This window comes from Pseudomonas sp. Sample_10, from assembly GCF_004321495.1.
In the GTDB taxonomy this organism is placed as follows: Bacteria; Pseudomonadota; Gammaproteobacteria; order Pseudomonadales; family Pseudomonadaceae; genus Aquipseudomonas.
Window position 1 is genome coordinate 1 of sequence record NZ_RCOE01000064.1, and the last position, 13,033, is coordinate 13,033.

General features: G+C 57.6%; 6 protein-coding genes. 1 reads left to right on the top strand and 5 read right to left on the bottom strand.

Annotated features, from left to right (window positions below; translation table 11 throughout):
• Positions 1-75 precede the first annotated feature (75 nt).
• From D8U18_RS06265 to D8U18_RS06275, 3 genes are read right to left on the bottom strand one after another with little or no spacing between them, the layout of a single operon-like run.
• A complete protein-coding gene (locus D8U18_RS06265; protein WP_131107293.1) occupies positions 76-747 on the bottom strand; it encodes a GNAT family protein in 672 nt (223 codons plus the stop codon).
• A 17-nt stretch (positions 748-764) separates the two neighbouring features.
• Positions 765-1,211 (bottom strand): GNAT family N-acetyltransferase, encoded by a 447-nt coding sequence (locus D8U18_RS06270; protein WP_056854329.1) that lies wholly within the window; start codon positions 1,209-1,211, stop codon positions 765-767.
• A 10-nt stretch (positions 1,212-1,221) separates the two neighbouring features.
• Positions 1,222-1,845 carry an FMN-binding negative transcriptional regulator gene (locus D8U18_RS06275; protein WP_056854330.1) on the bottom strand — a complete coding sequence of 208 codons (624 nt, stop codon included), beginning with the start codon at positions 1,843-1,845 and terminating at the stop codon, positions 1,222-1,224.
• Positions 1,846-1,937: 92 nt separating this feature from the next.
• Here D8U18_RS06275 and D8U18_RS06280 point away from each other — a divergent pair, with 92 nt between their 5' ends.
• Positions 1,938-3,488, top strand: a complete 1,551-nt coding sequence (locus D8U18_RS06280) for a PLP-dependent aminotransferase family protein (protein ID WP_130903501.1) — start codon at positions 1,938-1,940, stop codon at positions 3,486-3,488.
• Between the two features lie 32 nt (positions 3,489-3,520).
• On the opposite strand, the gene D8U18_RS06285 is transcribed toward D8U18_RS06280, so the two are convergent.
• Positions 3,521-8,098 carry a hypothetical protein gene (locus tag D8U18_RS06285; protein ID WP_131107294.1) on the bottom strand — a complete coding sequence of 1,526 codons (4,578 nt, stop codon included), beginning with the start codon at positions 8,096-8,098 and terminating at the stop codon, positions 3,521-3,523.
• A gap of 132 nt (positions 8,099-8,230) precedes the next feature.
• Entirely contained in the window at positions 8,231-12,859 is a 4,629-nt protein-coding gene (locus tag D8U18_RS06290; protein WP_131107295.1) for a DUF6543 domain-containing protein, read from the bottom strand.
• Between the last annotated feature and the right edge of the window lie 174 nt (positions 12,860-13,033).

Sequence of the window (13,033 nt, forward strand, 5' to 3'; positions counted from 1 at the left end):
GCTTTTTAGCGAAAAACATCTCGCGAAAGCTTGACCGTGAACAGAGTATCTACAGCGGTGGTGCATCGAGTCGACTTACCTGCGGCATTCCACCAACGACTTCACCTGTCCCGCCCCTTTCTGGTTTTCATCACTCAACCACCGCTCGAACCCTGCGCCGATTGCCGGCCATTCCGAGTCCAGGATCGAATACCACGCCGTATCCCGATTCTGCCCCTTGACCACCATGTGCTGGCGGAACACGCCTTCAAAGCTGAAACCCAGCCGCTCGGCTGCGTACTTGGAGCGGGCATTGGCGTTGTTGCACTTCCATTCCAGGCGGCGGTAACCCAGGGCAAAGGATTCCCGGGCGAGCAAATAAACGGCCTCGGTGCTTTTCGGCGAGCGCTGCATCGGCGCACCGAACGTCACGTGACCGATCTCGATCCGGCCTTGTGAAGGCACAATCGACATCAAACTGAGGATGCCTTGCACTTCACCGCTGGCACGGTCGATCACACTGAAGAAGTAGGGGTCGCTATTGGCTGCATGGTTGTTCAGCCAATCGTTGAAAGCACTGCGCTCGGGGAAGGGGCCGTAAGGCAGATAATCCCAGAGTTTCGGATCGGCGCCGGGGCCTTGCAGGGCGTTGAACAAGTCATCGCCGTGGCGTTCCGGGTCGAGTTTTTCCAGGCGGATGAAACGCCCTTCGATGGTTTGAACCGACGGTGCCGGGACACCTTTCCAATCCGCGAGTGAAGTCGACATGTTGTTCTCCTTGAACCTTAAATGGCTTTGCGAAACTGGATGAAACCGGGGCGCTCGGCGATGCGCTCATAAAGCTGGATCGCGGTGGCGTTGGTTTCGTGAGTGAGCCAGTGGACCTTGCAGCAACCGTCCTGTTTGGCTGTTGCGTAAACGAATTCGATCAATTGTCGGCCGACGCCGGTACCACGGGTTTCGGGCGCTACCAGCAGGTCTTGCAGGTAGCAGGAGTTTTCGATGCTCCAGTTCGAACGATGGTAGATGAAATGCACCATGCCCACCGCTTTGCCGTCGGCCCAGGCCAGCGCGGCGTGGGTGGGTTCGTTTGGATCGAGCATGCGTTGCCAGGTGCTTTGGCTGACGGCGTCCGGCAGTTCGGTGTTGTAGAAGCGCAGGTAGGTTTGCCACAGCGGTAGCCAAGCTGCGTGATCGCCGGCGGTGACTGGGCGAATGTCGATCTGACTCATGGTAATTTCCTTAGCGCATCAATTGAGCGAGGGTCTGGTCATTGACGTCGGAGCTGGCAGCCAGGCCTTCGCGTACGCCCGCGATGTCGGCGGGGGCGCGGTTCTGGCTGAGTTTGCGTTTACCCTCGAGACGGTCGATGGGAATGGCGAAACCGACGATGGCCTTGAGCATGCCGTCGATGTAATCGGCGGGGGCATCGGCCACTGACCATGGCTGGGCGCGGCCAGCTTCATGACGGTCGGTGAGGGTGCTGACAATGTCGAGCAGCCGCCCGCCATCGCTGAAGGTTTCGGCACGGCCATAGGCATGTACCGCGACGTAGTTCCAGGTGGGCACGACTTTGCCGTGTTCGGCCTTGCTCGGATAGAAGCCAGGGCTGACGTAGGCATCGGGGCCGGCAAAAATCAGCAGGGCTTCAGCGCCGTCGCGCAGGTCTTTCCACTGTGGATTGGCTTTGGCCAAGTGTCCGTACAGCGTGCCGTTCGAGCCCTGTTCGCAGTGCAGCAGAACCGGTACATGACTGGCTTGCAGGCCACTTTCACCGTGGGTCACCAAAATGGCGAGCCGGCTGGCGAGCATCAGTTCATGCAGTTGGGACAACTCGTCGATGGCAAAGGCACGTGGCGTGTACATGAAGATATTTTCCTTGGCGAATGCCTGCATCCTAGGCAGGCTATTGGTCTGTTGTAAGAGCCATTAATGACCAATTTCATAGGTCCATTGTCATGACTACCGAACCACTGTCCCTTTCGTTCAACCCGGCGGGCATCGAACTTGACCGCCGCCAGGGGCTGAGTCGGCAGCTGTATCAGGCATTGCGCCTGCGGGTGCTGGATGGGCGACTGGCCAGTGGCACCCGTCTTCCCGCCAGCCGCGATCTGGCGGCGGCTCTGGCGATTTCCCGCAACAGTGTGGTACGCGCCTACGACCAACTGTATGCCGAAGGCTTCATCGAGGGACGAGTCGGCGATGGGACCTATGTCGCGCAATTACCTCAGAATGCGTTGCCGGCAAAAAAATTATCCACAAAAGTATCCACAGGGTTGTCAACAGGCTTACCCACAACCTTATCCACAAATTGGCTGGATTTACCTGTTGATTCATCCAGCAAAGTTATCCACAGCGGTGCGTTGGGTCGCGTAGAAAAGAACCATTTACCGAGTCCACCAAGCGGGCCTCCGCGGGCATTCAGGGTTGGCGTTCCGGCCTTTGACCTTTTTCCTTTCGAGGTGTGGGCCAAGCTGAATGCGGCTTTCTGGCGAAAACCGGATTTGCAGCAGCTGTGTTACGGCGACCCCGCAGGTGATGCGCGTCTGCGTGGGATGATTGCCGCGTACTTGCGCAGTTCCCGGGGCATGCAGTGCACGGCTGAACAAATTGTGATCACCAGTGGTGCGCAGCAGGGGATCAGCCTTTGTGCACAGTTGCTGGTCGAACCTGGCGATGGTGTGGCGATTGAGAATCCCGGTTATCGCGCGGCGGGTCATGCGTTCGCCGTGGCCGGTGCCCGATTGCACGGGGTGGCGGTGGACAGTGACGGTATCGATTGCAACGAATTGAACGGCATCGTGGATTGTCGTTTGGCCTATGTCACACCTTCGCATCAATACCCGACGGGGGTGGTGATGAGTCTGGCGCGGCGGCTCGAGTTATTGGCCTGGGCCGAGAAAACCCAAGGCTGGATTGTCGAGGACGATTACGATGGCGAGTACCGTTACAGCGGCGCGCCACTGGCACCGCTGGCCGCGCTGGATCGTCACGGGCGCGTGCTCTACGTTGGCACGTTCGGCAAAGTGGCTTTCCCGGCATTGCGCCTGGGTTATCTGGTGTTGCCAACGGCACTGGTGGACGCTTTCAGCCAGCGTCGCGCGGTCGATGTCCGGCACTCCGAGGTCAGCACCCAGGCCGTCATGGCCGAATTCATGGCGGCCGGGCATTTCCAGCGGCACATCCGCCGTATGCGCCGCGCCGCGTTGAGTCGTCGCAATACGCTGCTGGCCAACTGGCCCTCGGACATTCCCGGGGTGGGCAGCCTGCCGAGTGTCGCGGCAGGGTTGCACGTGACGGTGGCAGTCGATACTCAGGCCCGTGAACGTGAACTGATTGAGGCTGCCGCCGGCGTCGATGTCGAGATCAACGGCCTGAGCAGTTACTGGCTAGCGGATTCGAGCACTTCGGTGGATCAGCGGGCAGGGCTGGTGCTGGGATTTGCGGCGGTGCCGGAAGCGGCTATCGCGTCAGCGCTTGTGCGTTTGCGCAGTGCCTGGTGCCGGTAAAGGGCGGGTCCGCGGACCCGCCCCTCTATGAGTCACTGGGGCTCGAGTTGCAGGAACAATGATTGGGTGGAAGCACTGGTGATTCGACGCAGTACGTAGTCGATGGGCTGCAGCGTTGCCAATTGTTCTCGAAGCTCGGTATCCAGCGTCGCCAGGTATTTTTCCGATACTTTCAGATGCGCTGCTGTGGGTTGGGCGGCATCGCTCTCAAGTGTTTCGTAGTGGAAGTGCGCAACCCACAGTTCCTGGTCATTGTCGGTAGCGTCGAGAATCCGGTACTCCTGAAAGTAGTCCTTGCGCCCCGTGGTTCTGATCCGGCCTTGCTCGTTGCGCAGGATTTTGACCTGTCGGTTTTCGTGCAACCATTGGAAGTACTCCTGCCTTGGCTTGCGCTTCTTGAGCATTTTTGTGCGTGTCTTGATGCCCTCTTTGCGGAGTCTGTCAGCCCTGCCGCGCAATTCCAGGCTCAGGCCGGCTACGGGAGGAGGTTGTTTGCCGGCACTTCTGATGTTGCTCATGGCCTGTTCGACGCTTGTGGCGGACTCTTCCAGTTTGCGCGCCTGTTGATCGAACAGGTCCTGTACATCGGCAGGGATTCGATTTGCACGTTCGGCGTCCCGATTGATGCGCTTGGTGAATTCGTTTGCGTCCACGTTGAGGTTCAGGCCGGCAGCGATGGTGGCGAGATCATCCAGCGCGGGTTTGGCGGGCTTGGCGCTTTTGGGAACGAGCTTCTGGAACAACTCCTCTTTTTTCTCCTGCCCGGATGTTTGCGGGGCTTCGCTTTCGACGACGCGTGGGCGGGTCTTGGTGACTTTGACCTTGGGCCGCGACGGGCCTGCAACAGCAGGTCGGGAAGGTTGATGGATGAAAGCTTCTTCGGCTTCAGGAAGCAGTTGGTTGAGCTGGTTCAGCGTCAGTGTTTGAAATTCCGAGATCAGCACTTGAAGGTGGTCGAGCGCCGATTGGTGAACCATCCCGGGGTATCGGGCTGGCAGATCCTTAATACACTGAAGTGCATCGGCATAGATGTCGGCCAGCCTGGACAGCTTTTGGATGCGCGCCTCGGGCGGCTCGGTATTGCTCGGCTGTTTCATCATTTCAGCAACTTCATGGCTGGCGTCGGCGGCGTCCTCCACCATGCTGACGATCGCCGTTCGAGCTTCGGACATGGTTTCGCCAGATGCCTCTTGGATGCACTGTTCGTAGGCCATGCCCACTTCATTGGCTTTGAAGTCCAGGCGAGTGAATTTCGGCAAGAGTTTTGTCAGATCGGCGATTCTGGTAAGCCCGACATGGCCCAGTACCTGGAGACCTGTCAGGGTGGTTTGTGACTGTTCCAAGCGTTCGACGATGGCGTCTCCCAATGCGATTGCCTCTCGGATGTCGGTCAGATCCGCTCGTACCGGCTCACCCGTGTTCAAAGGCGCTTGCGCCAGCAGTTTCTGCATGATCCGGGCGTACTGGTTTTTCTTTACCGTAAACCAGAGTGAAAGGAACTTTTGCTGCACGGTGGTCAGGCGCAACAACTCGTAGGTGTACCCGGTTTCCCCACCCAGCGAACGCCATTCGCTCAACTGTTCGAGGGCTTTTCCATAACTTGTTTTCAGCTCGTCGAGTTTGTCGGTGTAGAGCCTGGTCGCTGCTTCGAGATTCTCGGTGGAAGCCTGAGTCATGCTCGTCTGAAGGAGATTGAGTGCTTGCTGTTGGGTTTCTTCCTGGCTTCTGAACGCCTCCAATTGAGTATCAAGTTCCGCTTTGCGTTTTTCCTTGGCTAGCTTCAGGGCTTTCAAACGGCTTTTCGGGCCACCGCCGCGCAGGCGCAGCCGCGTATCGACAAACCATTTGCCATGGGGGCCACGAGCCAACAACGGCCCGGTACGTTTGGCGTCATCGGGACTGACAATCTGCACGTCTTCGTCGTCATTGACGGTGACCTGAAACCAGCGTTCACCTACCTGGGCGTAGTGTGTTTCGTTAAGTTCATACAGATGGGGCGGCTTGTTGTTCAGCGTCTTCATCTCGATATTGTTCAGGTCCGGCGCAGAGACGCTGAGCTTGTCCAGATAGGTGCCCAATGACGGGGTCGAGCGACGAGGCACCGATACACCGGTCTCCAGAGAGGAGGTATGGCTGTCGGGCAATTGATCAAAAGATACTGAAGGGGCCATGGAAATTTTCGCAGGTACAGGCTTGGGCGATTGCGGTGTTACTGGAGCTGACGGCAGGTCCCACGCCGGTTTTTTGCGTACACGCCTGGTCCATTCACTGTGACGCTGCTGGTAAGCGCGGTGAGTCAGCACAATGGCCAGCGTCACCAGCACATCACCCAATGAGCTCCATTCGATCAGCGTGTCGCCTTGTTCATGGGCGTCGAGTGCTTGCTGGATCTCGCTGATGCTTTGCCACACCCAGACGGCGGTCCCCACAGGCCCGCTCAAGAACGTCGAGGCAACGTTGAAAATCGCCCAGGCGCTGTCCTTCAAAAGTGTCCAGCGTCTTTCCTCATTGGACACTGATGACCGATCCGCCTGCTCTGCCATGGCATTGGCGTTGCTGGTGAACAATGCGGACAGCAAGTCGCCAGTGATCTCCTCGGTGTCCAGATCGATAGGTCCCGCCAGGTCCAGGCTGAATAACTTCGAGATACCGGACTGAGTCGCCAGCCAAGGTGAAGGCAACCCTACGGGAAAAACGTATTGCGCATATTCGAAGCTCAGCGCCGGTGTCGGCAGCCAGGCCAGTACGCAATCGCGCAGCTCGCCCGGTTGGTGCAGGGCGTAAACCAGGTTTGCCTGCGAGACAAATTGTATTAACGGTTGCTCGAACAGTGGCCGGTAAAGCAGGCAGGGAGCGTCTGTTTTTTGCCGCGGGCCGATGATGAACATGTTGCTGACGGTGTCACCGCCGGACAGCAGGCGATGCCGAGGCTTGAACGTGAGAGGGCGAATGACGATATCGGAATGAGGTTGTCGAGGTTTTCCCTGTGCGACGTCCATCAACTCGCTAATGTAGCGATAGCCAGTCTCGTCAACACCACCCAATTGTTGAAGCATGCATTCCAGTGCATTGAGCCGCAGCAAGTCGGGTAGCTGATCCATATAGTGCTTTTTCTGTAGCGCGGCTTGCACCGGATCATCGATCAGTTTGTTCCTCAGCAACTTCGGGTAGATCTCGCCGATATTGACCTTGGCGGCGATGCCGACCAGATAATCGACAGTCAGCCAATCGGGCACCAGCGTGTTGTTTTTGAAACTCAACCCGGCCCGGTAGGGCGCGGTATTTTGCAGGGCGAAATCACCCAGGTTTTCGGTATACCGGTCTTGCGGATTGGGCAAGGTGAGCCCGCCGACGGTGAAGCTGTTGGTGACAGTGATTTGCAGATCATCAAGCGGCAGTCGTGAGGCCCCGTCACTGGTTTTGTCCTTGACGATGGCTTCGCGCATGGCGGTCTGCGCATACGCACTGATCAGAGGAATGTCGATTGCGCTTGAGCTGTTGCGCAGTTTTCCAAGGCGGGCAAGGCAGTGGCTGTAGTCTTGCAAATGACTGGGCGAGGCATTGGATAACCAATCGGGAATGGCCGCCTCAAGCTGCTCGATACGGTTTTTGTCGCTAGTGCTGAAATGCTCAGCCGGGGTGGCTGCCGTACGCAAGCCCGGGGGTGTTGCGGTCCTGGCGGTCGAGACCGGAGGGACGAGTGCATTAATGGCGTCCATTTGAGAGGCTATCAGCGCCCAGGCCATATGATCGAAAACGTTGCCGTCGGGCTCGACCAGTCGCCACTTCAGCGTGCGCCCTGCCAGGTCGATGTCGATCCGGCCAGGCAGCGTCGCGCCCAGTTGCTCCAGAGAATCGAAGGCTTCGTAACCGCTTTCCACTGTGTACAGCATGATCTGTTCACGCTGTTTGTAAGTGGCCTGCAGTGCAATCGCACCGCCGAGCATTAGATGAACGCCTTCGTTGTTGTCCACGTCGATCAGGCAGGCTTTGATACCGGGAATTTCAGTATTTTTCCGGGCTCGTTCGGTTTTGTCCGGATAGTTGTACACCGCACGGGCCACCGTACATTGATCGACATTCCAGCCCTTTACCTGTTGGACATCAAATGCGTCTTTCAGCGTCTCGCAGAGTCCATGCCATCGCGGTTGGTCGCTGACTGTTTCATTCCAGAACGCCAGTGCGCGCTGTTGAAACTCGACCATCAACAGGGCGGCGTGGTCGTTGAGCAGTTGGGCAATGTCTTCGACACTGACAGCAAGATGAACGGGGTCGCTGGTCAGTGGGCTGTGCGTCAGGAAATGCTCACCCTCGATGAAATTGGCGACACCTGCGCTCCAGCTCAAACGCACCAGCGCATGGGTCAATGTTTCCACGGAGGGAGAGGCGGCACTCAGCGTTCCATTGGTCATGCGCCATTGCGGCGTCACAATCAGTGTCTGGTCCGGGTCAATGTCGAGCAGTGGATAAAGTTTTTTCAGTGCTTCGCTCAGCACCTGCGAGCTGGCATCGTCGAGGGAGGGCCCCTGATTGGTCAGGCTGACCAGCTTGCTTCTGTCCAGCAACAGTGTTGCGTTGTTTGCGGAGGTGCTTGTGGATTCTCGGGTCATGGTCATTTTCCTTTTTGACCGGCATGGGGGCGGCCGCCAGCCTGCGATACGGGCATCACAGCCCGATGAGATGGAGGCAGGCAGGCGACAGCGTTTGAAAGGACCCACCGACAGGTGAGTCTGCAGCAGCGATCAGGTGGAGGTGGATGTCTTGGCGAAGAACAGCGATCGGGCCAACTGAGGGCTGATCCTGCTGCGATAGATTTCGATTGCGTCCTGGTTGCTGGTGCTGGCCCCGATATCGACACGACCCAGCAGCCGTTGCTCGCGGGTTTTCAGATGCGCTGCGGTGTAGGACTGGACGTCGTCCTTGAGCTGGGCGTAGTGAAAGTGGGCATACCAAAGCGCATTTGCGGAGGTGGCGTCACGCACTTCGTATTCCTGCAGATAGTCCCGGCGCTGCCCTTTGAGTCGACGTCGGTCTCCCACCGGCACGATATCGACTTCGCCTTTGCTGTGTAGCCATTCGACGCGTGCAGCGGTGGGCGGTTGCCGTTTGGTCATTTCAAGCCGCAACCGATGGCCTTCGGCATACAGTAGCGCGGTTTGCGTGGCCAGTTGCGTCAGTACCGATTGCGCCTCGTTTGTATGATCTTGCGTGGTATTGCTTTGCATGAGCGCTGCGTTGATCGCCTTGGTGGCTTCTTCAAGGCGAGAAGCTTGTTGGTGGAATGCTTCCTCTATTTCCACCGGGAGCTGCCAGGATTGTTTTGAGTCTGCTTCGGTACGTTGAATAAAGGCGGGTAGCGCATCCAGCAATGCTTTACCCGCCTTTATGCGTGCCCCGGGATCAGGCAGGCGCGTTTTCGGCGCCTGCGGTTTCATCGTCAAACGTTCGACCCAGACCCCGGGGGTCTTTTCATGGAAGGTGGCGATCACTTTGCCGGTCACCGGCGCGGTGACATCCACAAGGACCATGTGACCGGGCGCGGTTTTGCGGGTCTGGCCGATCACCGTACCTTTGAAGCGCGTTGTGATGACCCTTTTGTTTGACGTCGATGTGGTGCGTGACGGGCCGGGTACAGGCTCCAGGAGTTGCTGTTCGCGCAGCAGGTCCGCCAGATGCCCGACGGTCTGCTGATTGAACTCGTCGATACGACCCTGCAATCGCGTAAATTGCGTTTGCACGATCTGCTCCTGGTTGGCTGTAGAGAAGCTCTTGAGGCGTTGTTCGATAGCGGCGAACTGGTCGATCAGGTTGTTCAAGGCCTCAATCCGTTCATCCGTGCGCAACAGCTGCGCATCACCCATCAACTCCATTGCACTGTTCACCGTCAGGTCGGCGTCTTCGACAATCTGCTCGAGTGATGCTTTGGCACTGGACAGTTCGGCCGTTTCGCCAGATTTGACGCACACCTCGCGAGCCAGCGTGACTTGAAGGGACTTGAGGTCCGGAAGGTCGAATTTTGGCAGTTTCTTTTGATACTCAAGGGACAGCTGCTCGGCTTTCTTGCCCAGGCGCGTCAATTCCTTGAAGCGCAACTGAGCGAACTCGACCTTCTCGATAACGCCTTGGGTCAGGTCCGACATGTTTTCAAACGTCCCGGCGGGAGGCGATTGGGCACTGTCTTCTTTGGCATCGAGATGTTCCAGGGTCAACTTCAGGGCATCGACGAACGCCGGGTATTTCTCGTCGATCCAGGTCTGGTTGAAAAACAGTTGAGTTCCCAGCATCTCGATCATCGCGTCACGATAGTTACGCACATCCTCGACCAGGTTGAGTGATTTGAGTTTCTCGATGGTGATTTCATATTCACCGATGCGCTCCTCGAGTTTGTCGAGAAATGTTTGTTTAGCTGCATCCCTTGCATCTGCGGAAGCCTTTTTCATGGTGTTGTAGGCATCGGTAATACTTTGGCGTTTGGACGCCATCTGCGCATCGAAAACCGCCAGGTGAGCCTTGATCTCGGTGATTTTGGTGGCGTTGGCTTTTTGCAATGCCTTGAGCCTGCTTTTCTTGCCACCGCCACGCAGTCGCAGCCTGATATCGATGACCCAATCGCCTCTGGAATTGTTGATCAACAAGGGGCCGGTGATGGAAGGTTGTTTGCGGGTATCAACGATTTGCACGATTTCATCGTCGTTCAGGAAGACTTCGAACCATCGTTCGCCTACCGGGGCATAGTATTTGGACTGATGTTCATAAAGGTGTTTGTGCCAGCCTTCGGTGCTGGCCGCTCCCAGCCCCGGCGGTTTGGGGATTTTGTACCGGTCCAGGGTTGGCCCCAGCCCTGCGCTGTTGCTATTGAGTACGGTCGCGGGGTGGAGTGAGGTCTGGTGTTCGGCCGGCAGATAATCATCCTCAATATCAGGTAACTGGATGCTGGCCGGGGTCTGCGGCGGAGGGTTTTTCTGCGCGCCGCCAATAACGGCTGTTTCGGTCTTCGCAGGGCGCGCGCGCGCCGGTTGGCGTCGGGCGGTCGCCTGATGAGCCAGCACCATGCCCAGGGTCAGGAACAAGTCGGTCAGGGCAGACCATTGTGCTGGCGTATCCTGGTTTTCCCGGGCATCAATGCCTTCTTGCAGATCGTCCAGAATCTGCCAGATCCACGCAGCCGTTCCGGCGGTTCGACCGAGAAAAGGCAACACGGCGCTGAAGATCATCCAGGCGCGTTGTTTGAAGCTGGCCCAGCGGCTTTCGGCGTTGGATACCGAATCCCGCTCGCTCTTCATGATCAGCGCATTGGCGTTGGCCTTGAACAGTTTCATCAGGCGGTCGTGCTCGATCACCTTTTGCCCGAGCGACACCGGTCCGCTCATCCGCAGGGAAATGGTCGGGTCGGCCAACAGTTGTGACACCGTCCAGACCGAAGGCAATTCACCCGGAAAGACATACTGCGAATAATTGAACCGAACATCGTCCGCCAACCATGCCAGGGTAGATTCGCGAAGCTCCTTGTCGTGTTTGATCGCATACAGCAGGTTGGCGGCCGAGGGGTACTGAGTCAACGCTTGTGCAAGCAGTGGGCGATAGAGAATGCAAGGCCCATTGGCCATGTCCCGCGGCCCGATCACAAACATGTTGGTGACTTCATCAGGGGTTTTGTTTTTATCCTGGCCGGTGATGAACGCCAGCGGACGGATGACGATCTCATGCCCGTCGACCCAGCGGTCGGCCTTCAGCACATTCATTGCCGCCACGATGTAGCGATAGCCCTTTTCGTCAATGCCATGTTCGCCAAGAATTTTGCTTTGCAATGCTTGTAGCGCCAGCTGAATACGCAGGTTACTGGCGTAGAGGCGTTGACGGCGCAGCGATTCAAGCGGGTCATCCAACAGCTTGCTCTTGACCTGTGCGGGGTAGGTCGCACCGATATCGACGGCGCTGATGGCCGTCTTGACATAGTCGGGCGTCATCCAGGTCGGCACTGCTGTGCCGTCCTTGTATCGCACCGACTGGTTGCCCAGCGGAAGGGCGATGAGGTTTTCGAGTGCCAGCTCGGCAAGGTCCAGGCGATTGGTCTGGTTCATGCCAGGGGCCGTGAATGCCCCCCAGACGACTTGACTCTCGATAACGATCTCAATGTTCTCAAGCTTCATGCCGGCAACGTCACTGTGGCTTTTGAGCATGTGGGCTCGAAGGGCATCCAGTGCGAATGTCTTGATCGGAGCAATATCGTCGTCGAAGGATTTTCCGCTGTTGCGCAGTTGCAGCAATGCCAGATCGAACAGGTGTCGACTGTAGCAACCCAGATCGAATGGCGAAGCGTTGTTCAGCCATTCGGGGATCAGACGCTGCACCTTTACGAAGTGCGAAACCTGTTCGGTCTGAGTTGTACCGCTCACCTGCGCTGCGGCACGGGCAGGCGTCGTGAACACCGGTTTGCTGTCCCGTTGTCCAAACTCCAGGCCGGCAATCGCATCAGTTTGCAGGGCAATCAGCGCGACGGCCTGATGATCAAAAAAATTCCCGGAGGGTTCGAACAGGCGCCATTGAAGCTTGGCTTCGGGTGGCATTTTTTCAACATACTTCGGCAAATCCTCGCCGAGTTTTTCCAGCGACTCATAGGTCCCGAACCCCGAAGCGATGGAGTGGGTCAGGATGATTGTGCGTGTCTCGACGGTGCCGATCACGACGGTCAGATCCGTACGATTGAGGTGGCTGGAAACGGTGCCATCGAGCCGGTCGAGGTCGATCAGGCAGACCCGAATCTTGTAGGTGTCGTGGTCAGTGCGTGTTTTCGCATCGGGATAGTCGAAAACATTGCGCGCGATCGCCAGCTGATGCGCATCCCAGCCTTCCACCTTTTGTACATTCCAGACCTGCCGCAGTGACTGCGACAACGCTTGCCAACGCAAAGTGGAACCTTGGGTGGTCTGGTCCCAGTATTCGAGTTGTTGTTCCTGATAGGCCACCAACAGGACGGGCGACAGTTTATTGATCAGACGCCCTATGGCATCGATCCTGACCGGTAGGTGGATGGGCGTTTTCGTTCTGGGATTCAGGCTCAGGTAATGCTCGCCGTCGAGGTAGGTCACAGACTCGCCTGAACCGGCGTGCCGCAACAGCGCATCCGTCAGTGACTCGAATCGCAGGGTTCCGGGCCGGACGGCCCCGGCGACGATTTTCCAGCTCGGTGTAACGACCATCGCCATTGCGGGGTCGATGTTCAACTGTGGATACAGCTTTTTCAGATCGTCTCGAAGAATACGGGTGGCGACCTCCCTGATAGAGGGGCCGGTGACCAGTTGGGTGAGCAGATCACTTGGGTCGCTGGAGGCCTGATCAGGCTCGACAGCATTCGTTTCGGTAGAGGCCATGTGCGTTCCTTGCTGAGGGACTGGGACGTGCGCGTCAACGCGCCGCTCAGGTTCGGAAGGTAACGTGGGGCGGGATGGGGCGTGCGGTACTTAAATATCGTCCGGAAAAAAAGACCCGCCATAAGCGTAATGCTGTTCACTTAAGGACGAACACCCGTGGCGAGGGAGCTTGCT

Bases quoted from the DNA above. Each gene is read 5' to 3' on its own strand.
- D8U18_RS06265 (WP_131107293.1), bottom strand. From the start codon at position 747: ATGTCGACTTCACTCGCGGATTGGAAAGGTGTCCCGGCACCGTCGGTT.
- D8U18_RS06270 (WP_056854329.1), bottom strand. From the start codon at position 1,211: ATGAGTCAGATCGACATTCGCCCAGTCACCGCCGGCGATCACGCAGCT.
- D8U18_RS06275 (WP_056854330.1), bottom strand. From the start codon at position 1,845: ATGTACACGCCACGTGCCTTTGCCATCGACGAGTTGTCCCAACTGCAT.
- D8U18_RS06280 (WP_130903501.1), top strand. From the start codon at position 1,938: ATGACTACCGAACCACTGTCCCTTTCGTTCAACCCGGCGGGCATCGAA.
- D8U18_RS06285 (WP_131107294.1), bottom strand. From the start codon at position 8,098: ATGACCCGAGAATCCACAAGCACCTCCGCAAACAACGCAACACTGTTG.
- D8U18_RS06290 (WP_131107295.1), bottom strand. From the start codon at position 12,859: ATGGCCTCTACCGAAACGAATGCTGTCGAGCCTGATCAGGCCTCCAGC.